24 protein-coding genes and 1 tRNA gene are annotated in these 22,830 nt (G+C 33.5%); 9 read left to right on the forward strand and 16 right to left on the reverse strand.

Annotated features, from left to right (window positions below):
- The first annotated feature begins 83 nt into the window (after positions 1-83).
- The 4 genes from LOS86_RS08315 (at position 84) to LOS86_RS08330 (ending at position 6,021) form a co-directional block, all read left to right on the forward strand.
- The gene (locus LOS86_RS08315; RefSeq protein ID WP_231841644.1) at positions 84-524 is read left to right on the forward strand and encodes a MarR family winged helix-turn-helix transcriptional regulator; all 441 of its coding nucleotides are present in this window, start codon (positions 84-86) and stop codon (positions 522-524) included.
- An 18-nt stretch (positions 525-542) separates the two neighbouring features.
- A complete protein-coding gene (locus tag LOS86_RS08320; RefSeq protein WP_231841645.1) occupies positions 543-2,933 on the forward strand; it encodes a 3-hydroxyacyl-CoA dehydrogenase/enoyl-CoA hydratase family protein in 2,391 nt (796 codons plus the stop codon).
- Positions 2,934-2,936: 3 nt separating this feature from the next.
- A complete protein-coding gene (locus tag LOS86_RS08325) occupies positions 2,937-4,121 on the forward strand; it encodes an acetyl-CoA C-acyltransferase (protein ID WP_231841646.1) in 1,185 nt (394 codons plus the stop codon).
- A 109-nt stretch (positions 4,122-4,230) separates the two neighbouring features.
- Positions 4,231-6,021, forward strand: coding sequence for an acyl-CoA dehydrogenase FadE (locus LOS86_RS08330; RefSeq protein ID WP_231841647.1), 1,791 nt, complete (start codon positions 4,231-4,233; stop codon positions 6,019-6,021).
- A 64-nt stretch (positions 6,022-6,085) separates the two neighbouring features.
- Here LOS86_RS08330 and LOS86_RS08335 read toward each other — a convergent pair whose 3' ends face one another.
- Positions 6,086-6,598, reverse strand: coding sequence for an adenine phosphoribosyltransferase (locus tag LOS86_RS08335; protein ID WP_231841648.1), 513 nt, complete (start codon positions 6,596-6,598; stop codon positions 6,086-6,088).
- Between the two features lie 71 nt (positions 6,599-6,669).
- Here LOS86_RS08335 and LOS86_RS08340 point away from each other — a divergent pair.
- A tRNA-Arg gene (locus LOS86_RS08340) sits at positions 6,670-6,743 on the forward strand.
- 27 nt (positions 6,744-6,770) lie between these two features.
- On the opposite strand, the gene LOS86_RS08345 is transcribed toward LOS86_RS08340, so the two are convergent.
- Positions 6,771-7,283, reverse strand: coding sequence for an NUDIX hydrolase (locus tag LOS86_RS08345; protein ID WP_231841649.1), 513 nt, complete (start codon positions 7,281-7,283; stop codon positions 6,771-6,773).
- 94 nt (positions 7,284-7,377) lie between these two features.
- Here LOS86_RS08345 and LOS86_RS08350 point away from each other — a divergent pair, with 94 nt between their 5' ends.
- Entirely contained in the window at positions 7,378-8,592 is a 1,215-nt protein-coding gene (locus LOS86_RS08350) for a glycosyltransferase family 4 protein (protein ID WP_231841650.1), read from the forward strand.
- Positions 8,593-8,648: 56 nt separating this feature from the next.
- On the opposite strand, the gene LOS86_RS08355 is transcribed toward LOS86_RS08350, so the two are convergent.
- From LOS86_RS08355 to LOS86_RS08405, 11 genes are all read right to left on the reverse strand, one after another.
- Positions 8,649-9,230 (reverse strand): MiaE family protein, encoded by a 582-nt coding sequence (locus LOS86_RS08355; RefSeq protein WP_231841651.1) that lies wholly within the window; start codon positions 9,228-9,230, stop codon positions 8,649-8,651.
- Positions 9,231-9,328: 98 nt separating this feature from the next.
- Positions 9,329-10,378, reverse strand: a complete 1,050-nt coding sequence (locus LOS86_RS08360) for an o-succinylbenzoate synthase (RefSeq protein ID WP_231841652.1) — start codon at positions 10,376-10,378, stop codon at positions 9,329-9,331.
- Positions 10,379-10,457: 79 nt separating this feature from the next.
- On the reverse strand, positions 10,458-11,654 hold the full coding sequence (locus LOS86_RS08365) for a tetratricopeptide repeat protein (protein WP_231841653.1): 1,197 nt from the start codon (positions 11,652-11,654) through the stop codon (positions 10,458-10,460).
- A gap of 105 nt (positions 11,655-11,759) precedes the next feature.
- Positions 11,760-12,437, reverse strand: coding sequence for a metal-dependent hydrolase (locus tag LOS86_RS08370; protein WP_231841654.1), 678 nt, complete (start codon positions 12,435-12,437; stop codon positions 11,760-11,762).
- A 24-nt stretch (positions 12,438-12,461) separates the two neighbouring features.
- Positions 12,462-13,352 (reverse strand): 1,4-dihydroxy-2-naphthoate octaprenyltransferase, encoded by an 891-nt coding sequence (gene menA / locus LOS86_RS08375; RefSeq protein ID WP_231841655.1) that lies wholly within the window; start codon positions 13,350-13,352, stop codon positions 12,462-12,464.
- Positions 13,353-13,394: 42 nt separating this feature from the next.
- On the reverse strand, positions 13,395-13,805 hold the full coding sequence (locus tag LOS86_RS08380; RefSeq protein WP_231841656.1) for a hypothetical protein: 411 nt from the start codon (positions 13,803-13,805) through the stop codon (positions 13,395-13,397).
- A complete protein-coding gene (locus LOS86_RS08385; RefSeq protein ID WP_231841657.1) occupies positions 13,784-15,286 on the reverse strand; it encodes a PH domain-containing protein in 1,503 nt (500 codons plus the stop codon). Before LOS86_RS08385 ends, LOS86_RS08380 begins: the two co-directional genes overlap by 22 nt.
- Positions 15,279-15,857, reverse strand: a complete 579-nt coding sequence (locus LOS86_RS08390; protein ID WP_231841658.1) for a PH domain-containing protein — start codon at positions 15,855-15,857, stop codon at positions 15,279-15,281. Before LOS86_RS08390 ends, LOS86_RS08385 begins: the two co-directional genes overlap by 8 nt.
- Before the next feature lie 3 nt (positions 15,858-15,860).
- On the reverse strand, positions 15,861-16,445 hold the full coding sequence (locus LOS86_RS08395) for an outer membrane beta-barrel protein (RefSeq protein ID WP_231841659.1): 585 nt from the start codon (positions 16,443-16,445) through the stop codon (positions 15,861-15,863).
- Positions 16,446-16,602: 157 nt separating this feature from the next.
- Positions 16,603-17,442: a 1,4-dihydroxy-2-naphthoyl-CoA synthase gene (locus tag LOS86_RS08400; protein ID WP_231841660.1), complete on the reverse strand. Its 840-nt coding sequence runs from the start codon at positions 17,440-17,442 to the stop codon at positions 16,603-16,605.
- Positions 17,443-17,516: 74 nt separating this feature from the next.
- The gene (locus tag LOS86_RS08405) at positions 17,517-17,885 is read right to left on the reverse strand and encodes a four helix bundle protein (RefSeq protein WP_231841661.1); all 369 of its coding nucleotides are present in this window, start codon (positions 17,883-17,885) and stop codon (positions 17,517-17,519) included.
- A gap of 142 nt (positions 17,886-18,027) precedes the next feature.
- On the opposite strand from LOS86_RS08405, the gene LOS86_RS08410 reads away from it, so the two are divergent.
- Genes LOS86_RS08410 through LOS86_RS08420 form a run of 3 tightly spaced genes read left to right on the forward strand, consistent with a single transcriptional unit; the run spans position 18,028 to position 20,765 of the window.
- The gene (locus LOS86_RS08410; protein WP_231841662.1) at positions 18,028-19,146 is read left to right on the forward strand and encodes a C1 family peptidase; all 1,119 of its coding nucleotides are present in this window, start codon (positions 18,028-18,030) and stop codon (positions 19,144-19,146) included.
- A gap of 1 nt (position 19,147) precedes the next feature.
- A complete protein-coding gene (locus LOS86_RS08415) occupies positions 19,148-19,594 on the forward strand; it encodes a PH domain-containing protein (protein ID WP_231841663.1) in 447 nt (148 codons plus the stop codon).
- A complete protein-coding gene (locus LOS86_RS08420) occupies positions 19,584-20,765 on the forward strand; it encodes a serine hydrolase domain-containing protein (protein WP_231841664.1) in 1,182 nt (393 codons plus the stop codon). The genes LOS86_RS08415 and LOS86_RS08420 overlap by 11 nt, the downstream gene beginning before the upstream one ends.
- Here LOS86_RS08420 and ygiD read toward each other — a convergent pair whose 3' ends face one another.
- The 3 genes from ygiD to LOS86_RS08435 form a co-directional block, all read right to left on the reverse strand.
- Positions 20,766-21,599 carry a 4,5-DOPA-extradiol-dioxygenase gene (gene ygiD, locus LOS86_RS08425; protein WP_231843925.1) on the reverse strand — a complete coding sequence of 278 codons (834 nt, stop codon included), beginning with the start codon at positions 21,597-21,599 and terminating at the stop codon, positions 20,766-20,768. It lies immediately after the preceding gene.
- A gap of 110 nt (positions 21,600-21,709) precedes the next feature.
- Entirely contained in the window at positions 21,710-21,994 is a 285-nt protein-coding gene (locus LOS86_RS08430) for a hypothetical protein (RefSeq protein WP_231841665.1), read from the reverse strand.
- A 1-nt stretch (position 21,995) separates the two neighbouring features.
- On the reverse strand, positions 21,996-22,823 hold the full coding sequence (locus LOS86_RS08435; RefSeq protein WP_231841666.1) for a CvfB family protein: 828 nt from the start codon (positions 22,821-22,823) through the stop codon (positions 21,996-21,998).
- Positions 22,824-22,830 lie beyond the last annotated feature (7 nt).

Here is a 22,830-nt window from a genome sequence, read left to right on the forward strand (position 1 = left end):
TAAATTTTCCAAAAAACTTAAAAAATACTATGCATGCATAGTATTTTTTTTTTATATTTGAAAAAGTTTTGATTTATTCCAATATGAAAGATAAAACAATTGATTATGCATTAAGAACAACATGGCAAGCTGTTGCACGTATGTATAATGAAGAAGCAGCAAAATATGGAGCAACTATGGCTACTGGATTTGCATTATTAAGTATTGATAGAGAAAAAGGCTCTCCATCAACAACTTTAGGACCAAAAATGGGAATGGAAGCAACAAGCTTAACTCGAACCTTAAAATCAATGGAAGAAAGAGGATTAATTACACGCAAAAAGAACCCAACAGACGGTCGAGGTGTAATCATCCAGCTTACAGAAGATGGTAAAGAAAAAAGAGAGTTATCAAAAGAAACTGTACTTCGTTTTAATGAAGCGATTAAACAACATGTAAGTGAAGAAAAACTTCAACATTTCATGGAAGTTGCCGAAATAATCAACGAATTAATTTCTGATAAAAAAATCTACAACGACAAATAAAACAACAAACCTATAAACATGAAACGTACTATTAAAAAAGTTGCTGTTATTGGTTCCGGAATTATGGGAAGTGGAATCGCTTGCCATTTTGCAAATATTGGGGTTGAAGTCTTATTATTAGACATCGCGCCAAACGAACTAACCGAAGCCGAACAGAAAAAAGGACTAACTCTAGAAAGTAAAGCCGTTAGAAACCGATTAGTGAATGATCATTTAGCTAACGCTTTAAAATCGAAGCCTTCTCCTATTTATCATCCAAGTTTTGCCTCAAGAATTTCTACTGGTAACACTACTGATGATATGTCAAAAATCGCAACTGCCGATTGGATTATTGAAGTTGTAGTGGAACGATTAGACATCAAAAAAATTGTTTTCGAACAAGTTGATAAATATAGAAAACCAGGAACTTTAGTAACTTCAAATACGTCTGGTATTCCAATTCAGTTCATGAGCGAAGGAAGAAGCGATGATTTCCAACAACACTTCTGTGGAACGCACTTCTTTAACCCAGCTCGTTACTTAAAATTATTTGAAATCATTCCAGGTCCAAAAACCTCAAATGAAGTTTTAGATTTCTTAAATGGCTATGGTGAAAAATTCTTAGGAAAAACTTCAGTGGTTGCCAAAGATACTCCAGCTTTTATCGGAAATAGAATCGGAATCTTCGGTATTCAAAGTTTATTCCATCAGGTAAAAGAAATGGGATTAACAGTTGAAGAAGTTGATAAATTAACGGGACCAGTTATTGGTCGTCCAAAATCAGCTACTTTTAGAACGGTTGATGTAGTTGGTTTAGATACTTTAGTTCATGTGGCTAACGGAATTTATGATAACTGTCCAAAAGACGAAGCGCATGAATTATTCAAACTTCCTGAATTTGTTAACAAAATGATGGAAAACAAATGGTTAGGAAGTAAAACCGGACAAGGTTTCTACAAAAAAGAAGGAAAAGACATTCTAACTTTAGATTTAGATACTTTAACTTACAGACCAAATAAAAAAGCATCTTTCGCAACTTTAGAATTAACCAAAACGATTGAAAAACCAATCGATAGATTCAAAGTTTTAGTTACTGGAAAAGACAAAGCTGGAGAATTTTATAGAAAAAACTTCGCTTCAATGTTCCAATATTGTTCAAACAGAATTCCTGAAATCACAGACGCGTTCTACAAAATCGACGATGCTATGAAAGCTGGTTTCGGTTGGGAAAACGGTCCATTCGAAATTTGGGATGCTATCGGAGTTGAAAAAGGAATCGAATTAATGAAAGCGGAAGGTTATCAACCTGCTTCATGGGTAACCGATATGTTAGCTTCTGGAAATACTTCTTTTTATTCGATTAAAGATGGAGCAACGCACTTCTACTCTATCACGAATAAAAAAGTAGAAAAAATTCCAGGTCAAGATGCCTTCATTATCTTAAATAACATTCGCGAAAGCAAAAAAATATGGAACAACAGCGACGCTGTTATTACCGATTTAGGTGATGGAATCATCAACTTAGAATTTACTTCAAAAATGAATTCTATTGGTGCTGGTGTTTTACAAGGAATCAACAAAGCAATAGATATAGCTGAGAAAGAATACAATGGTTTAGTAATTGGAAACCAAGGTGCTAATTTCTCTGTTGGAGCAAACTTAGGAATGATTTTCATGATGGCTGTCGAGCAAGAATATGACGAATTAAACATGGCGATCAAAATGTTCCAAGACACGATGATGCGTTGTCGTTATTCTGCAATTCCAGTTATCGCTGCACCTCACGGAATGACATTAGGTGGTGGTTGCGAATTAACCATGCACGCCGACAGAGCTGTTGCTGCTGCTGAAACTTACATCGGATTAGTAGAATTTGGTGTTGGGGTAATTCCTGGAGGTGGTGGTTCTAAAGAAATGGCGTTAAGAGCTTCAGATTTATTCCGCAAAAACGATGTTGAATTAAACGTTTTACAAGAATATTTCTTAACGGTTGGAATGGCAAAAGTAGCTACTTCTGCTTATGAGGCATTTGATACTGGCGTTTTACAAAAAGGAAGAGATATGGTGGTTGTAAATAAAGACCGTCAAATTGCAACTGCTAAACAAGTAGCGTTACAAATGGCAGAACAAGGTTACACCCAACCAGTAAGAAGAAAAGACATCAAAGTATTAGGTAAACAAGCTTTAGGTATGTTCTTAGTAGGAACTGACCAGATGGAAGCAGGAAAATACATTTCTGAACACGATAAGAAAATTGCAAACAAACTGGCTTATGTAATGGCTGGTGGTGATTTATCAGAAGCAACTTTAGTTTCTGAACAATATTTATTGGATTTAGAAAGAGAAGCATTTTTATCATTAACTGGAGAAAGAAAATCTTTAGAAAGAATTCAGTACATGTTAACCAAAGGGAAACCGTTAAGAAACTAAGAAATGAGAACAGCATATATAGTAAAAGGATATAGAACAGCAGTTGGAAAAGCTCCAAAAGGCTTATTCCGATTCAAAAGACCTGACGAATTAGCAGCAGAAACCATCGAACACATGATGAAGGATTTGCCTGATTTCGACAAAGCACGCATTGATGATGTAATGGTAGGAAACGCCATGCCAGAAGCTGAACAAGGTTTGAACGTTGGGCGTTTAATTTCATTAATGGGATTAAAAATCACCGATGTTCCTGGAGTTACCGTGAACAGATATTGTGCTTCTGGAGTTGAAACTATTGCTATGGCAACAGCAAAAATTCAATCAGGAATGGCAGATTGTATCATTGCAGGTGGTGCCGAAAGTATGAGTTATATTCCAATGGGAGGTTACAAACCAACACCAGATTACAAAGTTGCCGCTGCAGGTCACGAAGATTATTATTGGGGAATGGGATTAACTGCAGAAGCAGTTGCAAAACAATTCAATGTATCTCGTGCTGATCAAGATGAGTTTGCGTATCATTCACATATGAAAGCTTTAAAAGCGCAAGCAGAAGGTAAATTCGATAAACAAATTGCTCCTATCACAGTGGAACAAACGTTCATCAACGAAAATGGTAAAAAAGAAACAAAATCTTACGTTGTAAATAAAGACGAAGGTCCAAGAGCTGGAACTTCTGTAGAAGCTTTATCAGGATTACGACCTGTATTCGCTGCTGATGGTTCAGTTACAGCTGGAAACTCTTCTCAAATGAGTGATGGAGCAGCTTTCGTTTTAATCATGAGCGAAGAAATGGTGAAAGAATTAAACTTAGAACCAATTGCAAGAATGGTTAGCTACGCAGCTTCAGGAGTAGAACCAAGAATCATGGGAATTGGACCAGTTACAGCAATTCCAAAAGCATTAAAACAAGCGGGACTAAAACAAGAGCAAATTGATTTAATTGAGTTAAACGAAGCTTTCGCAGCACAATCTTTAGCTGTTGTGAGAGAATTAGGTTTAAATCCAGAAATCGTAAACGTTAATGGTGGAGCTATCGCTTTAGGTCACCCTCTAGGTTGTACTGGTGCTAAACTATCAGTTCAATTGTTTGACGAAATGCGCTTGAGAAACAGCAAATACGGAATCGTTTCAATGTGTGTGGGAACTGGTCAAGGAGCTGCCGGAATTTTTGAATTTTTGAAATAAGATAATAGAACAAAGAAAATAGAATATTGATAAACTGAAAATGAAAATATTGAATCCTGAAAAGTCTCTTTTCTATTCTTTAATTTCTTTTCTCTAAAAAATATAAGTTATGTCAGATATCATCAGAGGAGGACAATTCCTTGTAAAAGAAACAAAATGCGAAGATATCTTCACACCAGAAGATTTCAATGAAGAGCAAATCATGATGCGTGATTCGGTTATCGAATTCGTAGATAAAGAATTATGGCCAAACAAAGAGCGTTTCGAAAAGAAAGATTACGCCCTTACCGAAGAAGTAATGCGTAAAGCGGGTGAACTTGGTTATTTAAGCGTTGCCGTTCCTGCAGCTTACGGTGGTATGGAAATGGGATTCGTAAATACAGTTTTAGTTTGTGATTATATTTCGGGAGCAACGGGTTCGTTTTCAACAGCTTTTGGAGCGCATACTGGAATTGGAACCATGCCAATTACCTTATACGGAACGGAAGAACAAAAACAAAAATATGTACCAAAATTAGCTTCTGGCGAATGGTTTGGTGCTTACTGTTTAACAGAACCAGGGGCTGGATCAGATGCAAATTCAGGAAAAACAAAAGCCGTTCTTTCAGAGGATGGAACACATTATAAAATCACTGGAGGAAAAATGTGGATTTCTAATGCTGGATTCTGTAATTTATTTATTGTGTTTGCTCGTATCGAAGATGATAAAAACATCACAGGTTTCATCGTTGAAAATGATCCATCAAACGGAATTTCTTTAGGAGATGAAGAACACAAATTAGGTATTCGCTCTTCTTCTACTCGTCAGGTTTTCTTTAATGAAACTAAAGTTCCTGTAGAAAATATGTTAGCTGGTCGTGGTGAAGGATTCAAAATTGCAATGAATGCTTTGAATGTTGGTCGTATTAAATTAGCTGCTGCTTGTTTAGAAGCACAAAGAAGAACAATTACTGGAGCAGTAAACTATGCTAATGAAAGAGTTCAGTTTAAAACGCCAATTTCAAGTTTTGGAGCAATTCAAGCTAAAATTGCTGAAATGGCAACAAATGCTTATGCAGGTGAAAGTGCAACTTACAGAGCGGCTGCAGATATTGAAAATAGAATCAACATTAGAGTTAGTGAAGGAAATTCACACCAAGAAGCTGAATTAAAAGGTGTTGAAGAATTCGCTATCGAATGTTCTATTTTAAAAGTAGCAGTTTCTGAAGATGTGCAAGCTTGTACTGACGAAGGAATTCAAATTTTTGGTGGAATGGGATTCTCTGAAGATGCACCAATGGAAAGTGCTTGGAGAGACGCTCGTATCGCAAGAATTTACGAAGGAACTAATGAAATCAACAGAATGTTATCGGTGGGCATGTTAGTGAAAAAAGCAATGAAAGGTCACGTTGATTTATTAGGTCCAGCAATGGCTGTGGCTGAAGAATTAATGGGAATTCCATCATTTGACATTCCAGATTATTCTGAATTGTTTGCTGAAGAAAAAGAAATGATTGCTAAATTGAAAAAAGTATTCTTAATGGTTGCGGGTGCTGCGGTTCAGAAATATGGACCAGAGCTAGAATCACACCAACAATTATTAATGGCTGCTTCTGATATCTTAATCGAAATCTACATGGCTGAAAGTACTATTCTTAGAACGGAGAAATTAGCCAAAAAAGTAGGTGAAGACAAAGCGCAAGAGCAAATTGCAATGGCAAAATTATACTTATATCATGCCGTGGATATCGTGAACCAAAAAGGAAAAGAAGGAATCGTTTCTTTTGCAGAAGGCGATGAACAACGTATGATGTTAATGGGATTAAAACGTTTTACAAAATATACGAACATGCCAAATGTAATTGGTCTTCGTGAAAAAATTGCTGCAAAAATTATTAGCGAAAACAAATACGCTTTCTAATACAGCAATTAATTGGTTTAGTTTGTATAAAAAAACCATCCGTTGTAGCGGATGGTTTTTTATTTTAATACGTTAAGGCCGCAAAAATTTCCTTATCTCTTAACTTTTCTCTTCCGTTTAGAAACGATAATTCCATTAAGAAATTCATTTGCACAATTTCGCCACCTAATTGCTCTACTAATTCACAAACCGCTTTTGCCGTGCCTCCTGTGGCCAAAACATCATCGTGAATTAATATTTTATCACCAGGTTGAATAGCATCTACATGCATTTCTAATGTATCAGTTCCATATTCCAATTCATAAGATGCGCTAATGGTATCAAAAGGTAATTTTTTAGGTTTACGCACTGGAATAAAACCCGCGTTTAACTTTTGCGCCAATAAAATTCCAAAGAAAAAACCACGACTCTCCACTCCTATTACCTTATCAATTTTTTGATTTTGCAACGAATTGACTAATGTTTCTAAGCAAATAGCAGTCGCTTCAGGTGAAAGCAACAACGGAGTTATATCTTTAAAGCCTATTCCAGGTTTCGGAAAATCTTGAATATCACGAATATAGTCTTGTAAGTTCATTTTTATTTACATTTTTTCTTGTTAGGGTTTGCAATTTACACAATTATATCTATATTTGCACTCACAAAATCGGCGTCGTGGCGCAACTGAATAGCGCATCTGATTACGGCTCAGAAGGTTACAGGTTTGAATCCTGTCGACGTCACTAAAGCTCTGCAAATGCAGGGCTTTTTTATTTTAAATACTTTTCTCCTATTACTTTTCTAATTGAAACAAAACCAATTTTATCCAATTCAATTTCTGAGCGTTTTAACCAAATTAAATCCTGAATTTCATCTTCAGCAGCTACATTGATAATATCAGAAGTTAATTTACATTCATAAAATATATCCATCGTTCGATAGGGAACATTTTTGTACAAATAATTATTTGGTGAAGTTGTAATGTATTTTAAATCGTTGTTTGAAATTTCAATTCCCAATTCTTCTCTAATTTCTCTACAAGCTGCTTCTTCTGCAGTTTCATTCGGATCGATAAATCCGCCTGGTAAATCCCATTTTCCTTTATCTGGGTCCACATTCCTTACTGTAAACAACACTTTGTCTTCAAAGGTAAAAACAAGCGCTACAGCCGCAGCAATATTGTGATAATAAGTAAACCCACAATCCTCACATAAAAACCGACGATTATCAGGAAACATAAAATGCGTTGAGGCGCAACTTGGGCAAAATTTGAAAAAACTCATTTTTAAGTGATTAGTGATTAGTGATTAGTGATTAGTGCAAATTTACTTTTTACTTTTTACTTTTTACTTTTTACTTAATACCTATATTTGCCTCATGAAGCATTTAGTAATCATTGGAGCCGTATGGCCAGAACCCAATTCAACAGCAGCAGGAAGCAGAATGTTGCAACTCATTGCCTTGTTTCAAAAGCAAGACTATGACATAACGTTTTTGTGTTCGGCTATGCCATCGGATTTCTCTTTTGATTTAAGTACCATTTCAGTTAAAACGCAAGCAATTCAATTAAATGACAGTTCGTTCGATACCCTCATAAAAGAATTATATCCAGATGTAGTACTCTTTGACCGTTTTATGATCGAAGAACAATATGGCTGGCGTGTAATGGAAAACTGCCCAAATGCTTTACGAATTTTAGATACCGAAGATTTACATTTCCTAAGAAAAGCCAGAGAAGTGGCGTTCAAAAAAAATCGTGAATTAATATTTGAAGATTACATTTCCGATACTTTCAAACGTGAAATGGCTTCTATTTATCGCTGTGATTTGACGTTGTTGATTTCCGAATACGAAATGCAGTTGGCTACTGAAACGTTTAAAATTGATGCTTCACTTTTGCATTATTTGCCTTTTTTATCGGAAGAAATTAATCCGAATGTTCCAAATTTTGAAAAACGAAACCATTTTGTAAGCATCGGCAACTTTTTGCACGAACCCAATTGGCAAACCGTTTTGCAATTAAAAAAACAGTGGAAATCCATCAAAAAACAACTTCCCGAAGCTGAACTTCACGTGTACGGCGCTTATGTTTCGGAAAAAGCCAAACAATTGCATAACGAAAAAGAAGGGTTCTTAATCAAAGGGAGAGCTGAAAGTGTTGTTGATGTTTATTCAAAAGCAAAAGTGTTGTTAGCCCCAATTCCCTACGGAGCAGGCTTGAAAGGAAAATTATTTGAAGCCATGCAATTGGGATTACCGTCTGTAACGACCAAAATGGGCGCCGAAGGAATGAATGGAAATTTAGATTGGAACGGATTTATTTCTACCGATGAAAATGATTTTATTGAGAAAGCAGTAGAATTGTATAACGATAAATCGCTTTGGGAAACCGCTCAAAAAAACGGTTATGAAATCATTGAAAATCGTTTCAAAAAAGAATTATTTGAAAGTGATTTCATGAATCAAGTAGCAAATCTTCAAGAAAATTTGAAAACACACAGAAACCAAAACTTCTTCGGACAAATCTTGCAACATCAAAGTCTACAGAGCACGAAATATATGAGTAAATGGATTGAAGCGAAGAATAGTTGACAGTCTCAGTTGACAGTCGCAGAATATCTGAACACTGAGACTGAGACTGCAAACTTTTACCCATGAATCGTTTCCGATTTTCCGTAGCTTGCAATCACTTTTGCTTCGTACTCTAACCATTCTTCCCAACGTTTTTTAACGTCGTAACCTTCTTCCGCTAATTCGTTAGCAAATTGCAAGAAAGAAGTATAATGATTGGCTTCTGAAATCATTAATTCTCTGTAGAAAACAGCCAATTCTTCGTCTTTGATATTATCTGATAACACTTTGAATCGCTCGCAACTTCTGGCTTCAATCATGGCGGCAAATAACATGCGTTCCACAATTAAATGCTTGCGATTTCCAGGCTTCATGAACTTGAATAAATCGTTTACATAACTATCTTTTCGCTCGCGACCTAAGACCCAACCACGCGTTTTGATGATTTCATGCACTTGCTCAAAATGATCCATTTCTTCTTTCGCGATTTTAGTCAACTCGGTAGTAATTTCAGTAAACTCAGGCAACATATTGATTAACATAATAGCATTAGAAGAGGCTTTCAATTCACACCAAGCGTGATCGGTTAGAATTTCTTCTAAATTTTCTTCGGCTATGTTGGCCCATCTTGGGTCAGTTGGTAATTTTAAACGAAACATATTTTCAAGTAAAAAGTGAAAAGTGAAAAGTAAAAAGTTGATTTTAAAAACTTTAAAACTATCACTTACACCAAATTAATAGTGCAAAATTATTGTATTTAAAGTGAAATTCCTAAATTAGAAATATCCCATTGTTTATCGATATTAAACTGAATATGTCCGTTATCAATTTCTAATGGACAATCGAAGTTATTCGTATACAAACCACCAGTTCCTAAACCTTGCGGCATGGGATTATGTAAGGTGAATGTAAATTGGGTAATTGCGTTTAATCCGATGTTGCTTTCTAATGCGGAAGTAATCCACCAACCGATATTTAAACTTTCTGCAATCGAAATCCATTCTAAAGTTCCTTTGAAACCACCAACTAAACTTGGTTTTAAAATAATATATTGGGGCTGAATTTCTTCTAGTAATTTTCGTTTATTCTCAACACCAAAAACACCAATTAGCTCTTCGTCTAACGCGATTGGAAAAGGTGTTTGTTGACAAAGTAATTTCATTTCTTGGAACTGATTAGCTTTGACTGGTTGTTCAATACTATGTAATTCAAATTCAGCTAATTGATTTAATTTACTTAAAGCTTCTTTTGAATCAAAAGCACCGTTCGCATCTACTCGAATTTCAATGGTTTTAGCATCAAAATTTTGACGAATAAATCGCAATAATCCTAATTCTTTTTCGAAATCAATCGCTCCAATTTTCAGTTTGATACACGAAAATCCTTGTGCTAATTTATCTTCGATTTGGGTTTTCATGAAGTGCTCCTCTCCCATCCAAACCAAACCGTTGATTAACATATTCTTTTTTCCTGAAGTAAATTCCGAAGGAAATAAATCAAAAGGTGTTTTAGATTGCAACGACAAAAACGCCATTTCTACTCCAAATTGAATCGAAGGAAACTCCATCAATTCGTCCCATAATTTATCTTTACCCAAATGAATGTTCTGACAAACCCATTGCAATTTTTCTTCATAATCGGGTCGATCATCAATGGAAAGGGTTCGTAAAATACCACATTCACCTATTCCGATTTTCCCATCTTCTTCTAAGATTAAAAACCAAGTTTCTTTCACCGTCATTATGCCGCGAGAAGTGCCACTTGGACGTTTGAAATTGAGAATGTATTTTTTGCAAGTTGCTTTCATATTCAAGTGCAAGAGCAAATTCAAGAACAAATTTCAAAGTTTGAAGTTGATTTTTGTACATGAACTTGTAATTGATATTTTATTCTAAAATTCTCAAGATTTTCTTGAAGTTATCGGTTGGTAATCTGTGTTTTTCGAATTCCTTGAAATCGGATTTTGTTTGTGCTATCCAGGTTTTCCCATTGGATAAGCTTTCGTGAGCATATTTTTTGTGAATATCTTTGGCTTCTGAAATTCTATCAATAAACAAATAAACGTGGGCCAAACTCAACTGAAAATGGATTTCGGATGGATTTAATTTTAAACCTTTGTTATAGGTTTCTTCGGCTTTTGTGAACTGTTTGGAATACAAATAATAATCGCCTAAAATTCGATAATCGAGATAAGTCGCTCTATTTTTGGCAAACATTTCAGTGGAAATAATGGAAATGGCTTCTTCATAATTTCCTTTTTGAAAAGCAGCGTTTGATTTCTCTCGGATGATATCATAATAGGCTTTTACTTCTCCCGTTCCTTTTAAACTTTCTTCAGTAAGTTTTTCAATTGCACTGTTTTTCTCTACTGCTAAAAGTTGGGCATATTCTCTATACGTGTACTTTTTACTGATATTTTCAATAAAAGCAGCATAAAACGCGTCTTTTTTGGTCAATTTTGAAACAACTGGAAGCTTTTTAGCCAAGTTTAAAATTTCATTTTTAGTGATTTTATCCCAACCTCTGCTTGCTTTATAATCGACCCAAGGCACCACTTCTAAAACAATTTTTTGATTCATGACCCAATTTTGACTTTCAAATCCGAACCATAAATTAGGTAAATTGGTCAAACATAACGAAGAAGACGAAATCAACTTGGCATCTTTGTTAACCTTTTCTTTTTGTTCCCAGCACGCTCTATCGGTTTTACCTTCTTTTAAAAACAAATTAGCTGCATTTGCTTCTTGGAACAAAGCAAACGTACATTTGTCATCACCTGAAATAGCCGATGTTAAATGAATCGCCCCGGCAGTTCCCTGACTAATTCCACTTGGATCAGGAATAGCTTTCAATACCGAAACCAAACTCGAAGTTAACTTTTGATTTTCGTCTAAAACGGTAATTCTGTATACAAATTCTGTGGTTCCAACAGGCAAATCCTCTGTTTTGATTAAAGCGCGTTTTCCAGCTGAAAGTGTAATTTCTTTTGTGGTTGCGCGTTCTTTATCCCAAAAACCATCTTTCTGAGAAAAAGTTGATATCGAAAATAATAAGGCAGATACGAAGTGAACTATTTTATTCATTTTGATTTATTAATTTAAACACAAATTGCACAAATTTTCACCAATTTGAAGAGTAAAATCTAAGTCTCTATGTGTTTAATCCAGATTCCAATTTTTGTACCAAATTTACAATTCAATACTTGCTCCAATTTCTAATAACATCAAATCTTTTCCTTTATCGAAAAATTTGCGTTTCGCTTCTTCATGATTGATTTCGATATAACCAAACGTATCGAAATGATAGCCTAGCACTTTATCACACTCTACAAAATCAGAAGCAATAATAGCATCTTCAATGTCCATAGTGAAGTTATCGCCAATTGGTAAAATGGCTAAATCTAATTTGGTTCGCGTTGGAATTAACTTCATATCCATCGTTAAAGCCGTGTCACCTGCAATATAAATGTTTTTGTGTTCACCTTCAATAACAAACCCACCTGGTTGACCACCGTAGCTTCCATCAGGAAAAGAAGACGTGTGATGTGCGATTACATATTTCACGGTTCCGAATTCAAAATCCCAACTTCCGCCGTGATTCATGGGATGGTAATTAAAACCTTTGTTTCCGTAATATGAGGCAATTTCGTAATTAGAAACAATAACAGCTTCGGTACGTTTTGCAATTGCTTCCACATCTAAAATATGGTCTTGATGCGCGTGAGTTAATAATATATAATCGGCTTTTAACTTATTCATATCAATATGAGAAGCCTTTGGATTTCCTGAAATGAAGGGGTCAACTAAAATGTGAACTTCATTTACTTCAATTCCGATACAAGCGTGTCCGTAAAATGTAATTTTCATAGTTTATTTTTTATTAAAAAATGATTAGTTTAAAAACACTAAAGTTAACCAAAATAATATACTTAATGCAAATGTACTTAAAGCCACTTTCTTTAGTTCTGGGTCGAAATCTTGATATTTTTCCGATTTATTCACTTTGTTCATATTCATAATTATTGGGATATTAACTAATAAAACAGGAAGTAGTGAAGATTTAATCAGCATTAAAAACACCATAAAAGACAACATACCTGTTACTAAAATAATTTCATGATATTTTTTTGCCCATTTTAAACCCATTTTCACTACCAACGTATTTTTTCCTGCAATTTTATCGTTTTCAATATCGCGCATATTATTCAAATTCAGTACCGCTACACTTAATAATCCGATGGCAGTTGCGGGTAAGAACAATTTCCAATCGATAAAATGAGTAAACAAAAAGTTAGAACCAACTACAGAAACCAATCCGAAGAAAATAAATACAAATACATCTCCAAAACCGCTATATCCATAAGCGCTTTTTCCTACGGTATATTTAATGGCTGCTCCGATGGAACCGATTCCTAATAAGATAAATATCAAACTCAAAGCAAAATTTTCTTTTCCAAAAGCTATATAAATCAATAACAGAGCAATAATGAAAGTCAAAATGGCTGTGATAATTACTGCTTTTTTCATTTGCTCGGCTGTGATAACTCCGGCAGCAACTAAGCGTTTTTCGCCTATTCTGTTAGCGTCGGTTCCTTTCACACCATCTCCGTAATCGTTGGCGTAATTTGATAATACTTGTAATCCTAATGTAGTTAACAATGCCAAAACCACAATTCTCCAATCGGAATATCCTTGGTAATGGGCATAAGCGCTTCCCACGATAATTCCAGAAACAGAAAGTGGTAAGGTTCGTAATCGTGCGGCTTGTATCCAGTGTTTCATTATTTTATTTGTTTCAAGTTTCAGGTTTCAAGTTTGTTGAAATCATTGCATAATTGCAACAAATATTAATAAACCAAAAACTATAGAAAATGGTGCACAAATTCTCAAGTATATTGGTTTTAATGTTTGAGCTGCTTTTGTTGAAAATTTATGATGCGTTTTCATTGGTGTAAGCATCAAAATTACTGCAGAAATGATTAAAAAGTAACCAAAAATGGTGAAATATTGTTCATGAGAATTCGTTTTAGATGTAATAACAAAACTTATTCCTAATACTAAACGAATAATCAATTCACCATAATTAATTGCAAATGTACTTCCTGCTTTACCAATTATTACCCTCACTTTTTCGGGGTTTAAAAACATAAGAAACCCGGAGTATATTAAAAACAACCCAAAACAAATGATGATATATTTTGAAACCAACTCCATCACATCCAATTCTTTTCCCATGATTCCACTTGATACAACCAATAATTCACTAATTGCTTAATTTCGGTGAAATTTCCTGTGGTAAAACTTACGGTTCCTCCCGCTGTTGATAGCGTAACCGAACCAATATTTGTTGCTTTTTGCCAAAAAAATTGTTGGGTTTCGATGGCTTGAATTTTATAGGGTTCAATAAATGTCGTATCGATATCCCATGCGCCATTTTGTTTGATGACAAATTCATTAGATACGAAAAGTCTATAATTTTTAAAAGAATACCAAAGTAAAATACTTGTAAAAACCGTAAATATAGAAGTATATAAAATCCATTCTTTCCATGTAACAAATTCTGTTATTTGGTTTAAAAATAAAGTAATGACTATTGGAAGCAGAAGAAAGAAAAATGAATTTACGGCTAATTTTCTCCAATTAGGTAAATACATTTTTTCTTTTTGTGGCAATTGCCCTAATAACAATTTTAAAATAGCATCACGTTCGTTTTCAGTACAACCTGGAACTTCAATTTGGTCTTTTTCTTTTACTTTTTGCACATCACTAGATGCTTGATGAATCCCAATAGTTGTAACGTCTAATTTCTTTTGGAAGTAGTTTTGCGTAACTTTAATTTTTTGAACTTTATTCGGATTCAATAAGGTGTTTTTTGTTGAAAGCAATCCGTAAGATAAAATAATTGCTTGTTTACTTTTTTGAATGGTGAAATCGAAATATTTAAGAATCGTTCGAACTAAATTCACTACTAAAATTAGTCCGATGAAAAATCCAACAACTAATAAAAATGAATAAATAATAGGCAGTGTGTCAAGGTAATTAGTAACTTTATCTTCATCAATTACTTCAGTATTTAACTGTTGGAGATTCTCAATAATTGTGGTAAAAAAGACAAAAATTAATGCAAAACTTTTAATGTAGTTTGATGTAAAACCAATTTTAATTAAGCTTGGTAATCCTATTTTTATAAAAGATATTGGAATAATATCTTCCCTATTTTCATCAGTAAAATCAGAAGTTTCTTGTTGGGAATGATTAATTAATCGTTCTTTTAAAATTGTTGCTAACTCGTGAGAAATAGCACTAATTGAGGCTTCTTTTTTATCGCTTCCAGCCGTGTCAATTTCTAATTTATGTACACCAACTATACGTTGAATCAAACTTTGATTGATGTTAACTTGCTGAATTTTATGCAACTGTATCGTAATTCTAGTTTTATTTAATACGCCTTTCTGAATTACAAATTCGCCATTTTCTTCATCTATGTGAAAGGTAAAAAACAAATATTGCAAGTACGAAATAATTGCAATTATCAAAACAACACCCGCTACACTTCCGAAGAAAACCAATTTATTAAGCGAATCAAACTTAACTAACCAAATCAACAACATAGGCCACAAAGCACGAACCGTCTTCTGCAAGGAATTGGCAAACATGACCAAAATCCCCGGAAGCGATTGTCGTTGCGGCTGAGAAAAATCGACAGATTTATTCATGTTCTTCAGTTAATGGAGTTTCTGTTGACACTACTTCAATTGGTTCGTCTAGTTTAAGCGGATTGATTTTTTGGGAAACCAAATTCTTAATTATTTGTGCGTCCTCCAAAAGCAAACCTGGAATTTCTAAATCAGAACTACTACCGCCAGCAGTAAACAATTCGACAGAAGCTAACCCTAATTTTCGAGAAATAAATCCTTGATGCAAAGCCACATGTTGCACTCTATTAAAAGGGATAATCGTTGTAGTTTCAGAAATTAATCCCGATTTATAAATAGCGTCATGCTCTCTAAAAGCGTAGCCTTTTTTCTGAAAGCTCAACTTTGCAAATACTACAACTCCTGCTAAAATTACAACAATTGCAACTAAAATTATCGTCCAAATGGTATTAGAAAATGCATCTTGTTTAAAATAAAACAAAGCCGAAAAACCTAAAATCACAAATACTAAAAGCAGTGAAAAATTAAAAAGTAAAACCGTAATATATTTAGGATTTAAGCCTTTCAATAGCACTTCTTCAAATTTAGGAAGTTGGTTAATTTCTATGGTATTATTGGTGAATTCGTTCATATTTTAAAATTTAAAACCAAGACCTAAATAAATAAAATGTGTGTTTGCGGTTCCTTCAATATCATCCGAGTTTACAGGAAAATACTTGTAACTACCTTCTACAAAAAGCAAATCAGAAATATGATATTTCAAACCTAGATTAATTGTAAATCCATTAAAACTTAATTTTTTCTCTCTTACAGTGATAGCTGGATCCATTGGATCAAATAAGCCTGATGCATATTTAAAATTATTAGAGAAAAAAGCATAACCTAATCCAAAAAAAGGTTTTAATTTACCTTTAAAGACATCTACTTCAATACTAGCATTGGGATTCCAAATTAGTATATCGTTCTGTAAAAAGTATTCTCTGGTCTTCAAATAATCGATAGTTATACCTCCAAAAACGGAAATCATTTCGTCTTGATAAACCGCATAATTTCCAGAAACTCCAACAACACCATTAAAGCCGTCACTGATGATGTTTTCATTTCGAAGATTTCCAACATAGTGAACTCCTACTTGAAATTTTGTTGGTTTATTAGTTTCCTCTTGGGCAAATAAAAAGCTGGAACAAACTAAAAATAAGGCTAAAAAATAGTTTTTCATTGTGTTGTAATTACAATATTCAAGTTCTAAAAACAAATAAAAGGGCAATTGCTTTTGCTTCGCTCAAGGGTTAACCTACTTCGTAGGAGATTCCTAGCAAGCTCGGAATGACAGTAACCCATCACCCATCACCCATTACCTTTCATGCATCACCAAATTAAGGCAAATATTTCTTTTCAAAATTCGGTTTACGTTTTTCTAAAAACGCATCTCTTCCTTCTTTAGCTTCATCAGTCATGTATGCTAAACGAGTGGCTTCACCAGCAAATACTTGTTGGCCAACCATTCCATCATCTGTTAAATTCATTGCGAATTTTAGCATTTTAATTGAGGTTGGTGATTTTGCTAAAATTTCTTGAGCCCACTCATAAGCCGTATCTTCTAACTCAGCGTGAGGAATAACCGCATTTACCATTCCCATTTCAAAAGCGTCTTGAGCCGAGTAATTTCTACCTAAGAAGAAAATTTCTCTCGCTTTCTTTTGTCCCACCATTTTAGCTAAATAAGCCGAACCGTAACCACCATCAAAACTAGTAACATCAGCATCCGTTTGTTTGAAAATAGCGTGTTCTTTACTCGCTAACGTTAAATCACAAACCACATGAAGCGAATGTCCGCCACCAACAGCCCATCCTGGAACGACACAAATTACCGCTTTTGGCATAAAACGAATCATACGTTGTACTTCCAAAATGTTCAATCTGTGATAACCGTCTTCTCCAACATAACCTTGGTGTCCACGTGCTTTTTGGTCGCCACCACTACAAAAACTCCAGATTCCGTCTTTAGAACTTGGTCCTTCAGCAGAAAGCAAAACTACTCCTATTGAAGTATCTTCTTGAGCATCGTAAAATGCTTGAATTAGTTCAGAAGTTGTTTTTGGACGAAATGCATTTCTAACATCTGGTCGATTGAAAGCGATTCTTGCAACGCCATTGCATTTTTTATACGTAATATCTTCAAATTCTCTAACGGTTTTCCAATTAATTGTGTTCATATTTTTAAATTTATTTTATTTTTCAAGTACAAGGGCAAATTCAAGTTCAATTTCAAAATTATTGATTTAAAATACTATTTCATTTTATTCAACATCATTCTTGATGTGATAGCAATTAATTCTTCTACTTCTGCTAAGAGCCAATTTCTATCTTTTTCATTTCCTTCTTTAATATAATTTAAAACTCTTAGTGAATTTCTTGATTCTTTTAATTCTTTGACAACTAAAGATAATTTAAAAACGTAATCTTTATCGGTAATTGTTCCTTGAGATTCACCATAATTTAAAGAAGCACTTCCAGAAGAACGAATTAATTGATTTTTATAATATTCAAGTTCATAAGCTTTTGCTAATTTTCTAACAAAGAAAATCGATTCACCTGCAAATCTTACTAATCTCTCATCTAAATTAAATATTCTTTCCGTTGGTTCATTTAATTCCATTATTTTTTGATTAAACTATTTAAGATTAAACTTGATTTTTGAATTTGATTTTGAACTTGTTATTGATCTTGATTTTTGTATTTGTTTTGGTAAAAATAATTCATTTTTTGCATTATATTGCAAGTTCAAAACAATAAGATTTATGAAAAAACTATATATTGGATTGCTGTTTGCATCTGGACTATTTTCTGCTACGGCTCAAAACTATGAATTTCAGAACGTTAATAATGTAGAATGTTTGCCTGTCATCTCTCAAGATATCACCGGAACATGTTGGAGTTTCTCTACTTCTTCGTTTTTAGAATCGGAAATTATTCGTTTAACAGGCAAGAAAATCGACCTTTCTGAAATGTATCAAGCGAGAACTACATATCCGTTAAAAGCAGAAAATTATGTTTTACGTCAGGGAAAAGCGAATTTCAGTGAAGGTGCTTTGGCTCATGATGTAATTAATAGTGTCTCAAAATATGGATTGGTTCCTAATAGCATTTATGATGGGTTAAACGATGGAACAACCAAACACAATCATGCTGAAATGGTGGCGGTTTTAGAAGCAATGTTGAAAACGTATGTATCAAATCCTTCAGGAAAATTATCTCAAAATTGGAAACAAGCAATTAGTGCTGTTTTAGATATCTATTTAGGAAGTGTTCCAACTAAATTTGAATACGAAGGCAAAAATTACACGCCAAAATCATTTGCAGAATTCGCTAAAATCAAGCCAGAAAATTATGTTACTTTAACTTCGTTTACTCATGAAGCTTATTACAAACCCTTCATTTTAAATATTCCAGATAATTTTTCAAATGGGAGTATGTATAATTTGCCTTTAGATGAATTTATCGCCAATATTGATAATGCTTTAGCAAACGGTTATTCACTTTCCTTAGATTGTGATGTGTCAGAGCCAACCTTTTCAGGAAAATATGGAATCGCATTTATTCCTGAAAAAGAAGAAGATACTAAAACCGGATTGGCTGAAATAGTAATTGAAAAGAAAATTACACCTGAATTTCGCCAACAAGAATTTGAAAATTTATCTACTACTGATGATCATTTAATGCATATTGTGGGAAAAGCAAAAGACCAAAAAGGTAATGTGTACTACAAAGTAAAAAATTCATGGGGAAGTGATGAAAAGAAAGTTGCTAATGGTGGTTATGTTTACATGAGTGTAACTTATTTGAGATTAAAAGCTATTTCTGTGATGGTTCATAAAGATGGAATTTCAAAAGAAACTAAGAAGAAATTAGGATTGTAAAATGGTATTCAAATCGGCAATTAGTAAATTAAATAAATATATTTATTGGGGCGTAATACTATTGCTATTAGTCCTAACCATTCCTGCCTTTTTTGAGGATTCAAATGAACCCTTCATAGCAATATTTTTAATAAATTTTCTAGTAATACTAATCTTAGTTTGGATATATAAAACTACTTTCTACAAGATTGATAGCACAAATTTATTTTGGAAATCGGGTCCTTTTTATGGCAAAATCGATATAACGAAAATCAATAAAATTGAATATCACGAAGGGATAATTGTGCCAACTATTTGGAAACCAGCATTGAGTCATATTGGCTTAATCATTACTTACAATAAATATGATGATATTTACATTTCTCCTGAAAAACAACAAGAATTTATTGCTACATTGCAATGCCTAAATCCCAATATTACGTTTAAGAATACGCCTTATGTTGAATAAAATAGTACTTGTAAGTTTAAGTTTACTACTTTTTAATTGCCAAAATAAACCCGACGAAAACAAAGAATCTACCTTAAAAGATAAAGAAGGTAATGTTTCTGAATATGCCATAAACTTTACACCTTTAACTACCATTTATAAAAAAAGAATGGGAAATGAAATGGAGGCTTTTTACGATAAAAAATTCAATTCCAAAGACTTTAGTGGTTCATTTTTAGTTGCTAAAAATGGGGAAATCTTATATGAAAATTATAGTGGCTATGCCTTTAAAGAAAAAGGGGATTCAATTAAACAAGATACGCCACTTCATATTGCTTCTGTGAGTAAAGTAATTACAGCAGTTACGGTTTTAAAATTAGTGGACCAAAAGAAAGTAAAATTAGACGCTACTGTAAAATCCATTTTACCTGAATTTCCTCACGAAGAAACTACTGTTAGAATGTTATTAAATCACCGAAGTGGTTTGAGAAATTATGCTTATTTCACTGATGATAAAGGCGTTTGGGATAAGAAAAAAACACTAACCAATCAAGATGTTTTAACATTATTAGCTACTAAAAATATTGGATTAGAATCAAAGCCTGGAACGCGTTTTGGTTATTGCAATACAAATTATGCTTTATTGGCTTTAATCATAGAAAAAGTAACGAATAAAACATATCCAAAAGTGCTTCAAGAAATGATTTTTGATCCTTTAGATATGAAAAATACGTTTGTTTTTGATGATTTAAACAAAAAAGACGAAGTGAGTCAATCTTACAAAAACAACTATTTGCGTTTGGCTTTTGAGTTTTTGGATCAAGTTTATGGCGATAAAAACATCTACTCTACTCCGCGTGATTTATTGAAATTTGATTTGGCCTTATATTCTGATAAATTTTTAAGTGCTGAAATGAAATCCGAAATGTATAAAGGATACAGCTATGAAAGAAAAGGAACCAAAAACTACGGTTTAGGAATTCGAATGTTAGAATTTGAAACTGGACAAAAGTACTTTTTTCATAATGGGTGGTGGCATGGAAATACATCGTCATTTGTAACACTTAGAAAAGATTCAGTTACCATAATTTCGATTTCAAATAAGTTTACTCGTAAAACATATCAAACAAAACGCTTAGCGCCAGAATTTGGAGATTATCCGTTTAAATTTAATGCAGAAGAAAGCGAATAATTAGCCAATCTTTACTGAAGTCATTGTTAACGAACCTCCAACAGCTTTATCGTTAAAGAATTCTACTTTATCATTATCAGTTTGTAATGCTAAAATATATAGTAAGGGATAGTAATGGTCTGGTGATGGTACAGCTAAGGTTGCTGCTTTGTTTAATTTTTCATACTGGATTAATTCTTTATGAAAGCCGTTTGAGATTTTATTTTTGAAGATGTCATTCATTTCTAACGCCCAATCAAATCCGTATTCAGGTTCGTTGAGTTTATCCCAAGCTACCATTCGTAAATTATGCACCATGTTGCCACTTCCGATAATTAAAACACCTTTTTTACGAAGTGCTAATAATTGTTTTGCCAATTCATAATGATAAGCAGCAGGTTTGTAATAATCAATACTCAATTGTAAAACCGGAATATCCGCATCAGGATACATGTGTTTCACTACCGACCAAGTACCGTGATCTAATCCCCAATCGTGGTCTAATTCCACTGCTGGATTTGTGATTAATTTTTGAATTTCGCCAGCCAATTCAGGATCTCCTGGCGCTGGATATTGAAGATCAAATAACGCTTGAGGAAAGCCTCCAAAATCGTGAATCGTTTTTGGATTTGGCATTGCCGTAACCATTGTACCTTTTGTTAACCAGTGCGCTGAAATTACAACAACAGCTTTTGGTAATGGGATATCTTTTCCCATTTGTTTCCATCTTCTTGAAAACTCATTATCTTCAATAGCATTCATTGGCGAACCATGTCCGATGAATAAAACAGGCATCTTCTCCTCCTCTTCTCCTAATCCTTTTGTCCAATCATAGAACGGTTGTATACTTGCCATAGCAATTCCTCCTGTAAGTAAAGTTATGAAATTCTTTCGATTCATAAATTAATATTTGTATATACAAATGTGATAATAAATAAAATGATTGAAAAGTAAATTAACAAAAATTAAGGAAGTAAATTAATTTTGAAATAACGAATTATAAAAAATATTGTTATGAGATTGAAAAAAAGTGCTAACCAATAATATTTATTAAAGTCATCTGTATTTGTAGCGATTTCGTATAGATTTAAAAGAGGTAAAATTACAACCCCTATCCAAATCGGAATCCAAATGATTTCAGTTTCAAAACCTATGATGTAGATAGTTTCAAAATTTTGAAATATAGCAACAAACGTCATTAATAAAACGACAATACTTAATAAAAGATATATTTTGTTTTTTGTTGACATATTAAACCAAATAAATACCGTCTTCTTTGATTTCGATAAGTTTTTGTTTGTATAAATTTCCAACAGCTTTTTTGAAATTCTTTTTACTCATTTTCAAAACTGTTTTAATATCTTCTGGATGTGAATTATCGGTTAGTCGTAAGAAACCACGATTCGATTTTAACTCATCTAAAATCACTTGCGAAGAAGGTTCGATTGCCTCTACTCCTATTTTACGAAGTAAAACATCAATTTTGCCATCAGGGCGAATAGTTTTAATGTAACCTTTGGTTTTCATTCCTGGTTTTACATCATCATATACTTCATTTTTATACGCTAAACCTTTGTGTTTTTGGTTGATGATAACATTAATTCCAGCATCGGTAATATGAGAAATTAAGATGTCTACTTCTTCATTTCGCTGTAAGTCTAAATTTTCGTTACTCAAAAACTGATTGGTTTTACTAGAAGCTACTAATCGATTGGTTTTATCATCCAAATGCATGTAAACCAAATAACGCTTTCCTTCTTCCATAGGGCGTGCTTGCTCTTTAAATGGAACAAACAAATCTTTCTCTAATCCCCAATCTAAAAATGCCCCAAATTTATTAATGTAATTTACTTTCAAATGAGCAAATTCATTCAACTTAATATAAGGTTTTAACGTGGTTGCAACCTGACGTTCTTCGTGATCTAGATAAACAAAAACAGTAATATCATCTCCAATATGAAAATCTTTAGGAACATATTTATTGGGTAATAAAATATCTTCAGTATCGTTTCCTAAAAATAATCCTACTTTAGTTGCTCTTAAAATTCGTAATGTATTGTATTCGCCTATTTGTATCATGAAGTAA

The sequence above is a fragment of the Flavobacterium cyclinae genome, assembly GCF_021172145.1.
GTDB classification, from domain to species: domain Bacteria; phylum Bacteroidota; class Bacteroidia; order Flavobacteriales; family Flavobacteriaceae; genus Flavobacterium; species Flavobacterium cyclinae.

Coding starts and splice junctions, on each gene's coding strand:
- LOS86_RS08435 (WP_231841666.1), bottom strand. CDS start 22,823: ATGATACAAATAGGCGAATACAATACATTACGAATTTTAAGAGCAACT.
- LOS86_RS08325 (WP_231841646.1), top strand. CDS start 2,937: ATGAGAACAGCATATATAGTAAAAGGATATAGAACAGCAGTTGGAAAA.
- LOS86_RS08400 (WP_231841660.1), bottom strand. CDS start 17,442: ATGAACACAATTAATTGGAAAACCGTTAGAGAATTTGAAGATATTACG.
- LOS86_RS08320 (WP_231841645.1), top strand. CDS start 543: ATGAAACGTACTATTAAAAAAGTTGCTGTTATTGGTTCCGGAATTATG.
- menA (WP_231841655.1), bottom strand. CDS start 13,352: ATGAAACACTGGATACAAGCCGCACGATTACGAACCTTACCACTTTCT.
- LOS86_RS08430 (WP_231841665.1), bottom strand. CDS start 21,994: ATGTCAACAAAAAACAAAATATATCTTTTATTAAGTATTGTCGTTTTA.
- LOS86_RS08315 (WP_231841644.1), top strand. CDS start 84: ATGAAAGATAAAACAATTGATTATGCATTAAGAACAACATGGCAAGCT.
- LOS86_RS08360 (WP_231841652.1), bottom strand. CDS start 10,378: ATGAAAGCAACTTGCAAAAAATACATTCTCAATTTCAAACGTCCAAGT.
- LOS86_RS08405 (WP_231841661.1), bottom strand. CDS start 17,885: ATGGAATTAAATGAACCAACGGAAAGAATATTTAATTTAGATGAGAGA.
- LOS86_RS08330 (WP_231841647.1), top strand. CDS start 4,231: ATGTCAGATATCATCAGAGGAGGACAATTCCTTGTAAAAGAAACAAAA.
- LOS86_RS08370 (WP_231841654.1), bottom strand. CDS start 12,437: ATGAAAATTACATTTTACGGACACGCTTGTATCGGAATTGAAGTAAAT.
- ygiD (WP_231843925.1), bottom strand. CDS start 21,599: ATGGCAAGTATACAACCGTTCTATGATTGGACAAAAGGATTAGGAGAA.
- LOS86_RS08385 (WP_231841657.1), bottom strand. CDS start 15,286: ATGAATAAATCTGTCGATTTTTCTCAGCCGCAACGACAATCGCTTCCG.
- LOS86_RS08355 (WP_231841651.1), bottom strand. CDS start 9,230: ATGTTTCGTTTAAAATTACCAACTGACCCAAGATGGGCCAACATAGCC.
- LOS86_RS08420 (WP_231841664.1), top strand. CDS start 19,584: ATGTTGAATAAAATAGTACTTGTAAGTTTAAGTTTACTACTTTTTAAT.
- LOS86_RS08350 (WP_231841650.1), top strand. CDS start 7,378: ATGAAGCATTTAGTAATCATTGGAGCCGTATGGCCAGAACCCAATTCA.
- LOS86_RS08345 (WP_231841649.1), bottom strand. CDS start 7,283: ATGAGTTTTTTCAAATTTTGCCCAAGTTGCGCCTCAACGCATTTTATG.
- LOS86_RS08380 (WP_231841656.1), bottom strand. CDS start 13,805: ATGGGAAAAGAATTGGATGTGATGGAGTTGGTTTCAAAATATATCATC.
- LOS86_RS08365 (WP_231841653.1), bottom strand. CDS start 11,654: ATGAATAAAATAGTTCACTTCGTATCTGCCTTATTATTTTCGATATCA.
- LOS86_RS08335 (WP_231841648.1), bottom strand. CDS start 6,598: ATGAACTTACAAGACTATATTCGTGATATTCAAGATTTTCCGAAACCT.
- LOS86_RS08395 (WP_231841659.1), bottom strand. CDS start 16,445: ATGAAAAACTATTTTTTAGCCTTATTTTTAGTTTGTTCCAGCTTTTTA.
- LOS86_RS08390 (WP_231841658.1), bottom strand. CDS start 15,857: ATGAACGAATTCACCAATAATACCATAGAAATTAACCAACTTCCTAAA.
- LOS86_RS08410 (WP_231841662.1), top strand. CDS start 18,028: ATGAAAAAACTATATATTGGATTGCTGTTTGCATCTGGACTATTTTCT.
- LOS86_RS08415 (WP_231841663.1), top strand. CDS start 19,148: ATGGTATTCAAATCGGCAATTAGTAAATTAAATAAATATATTTATTGG.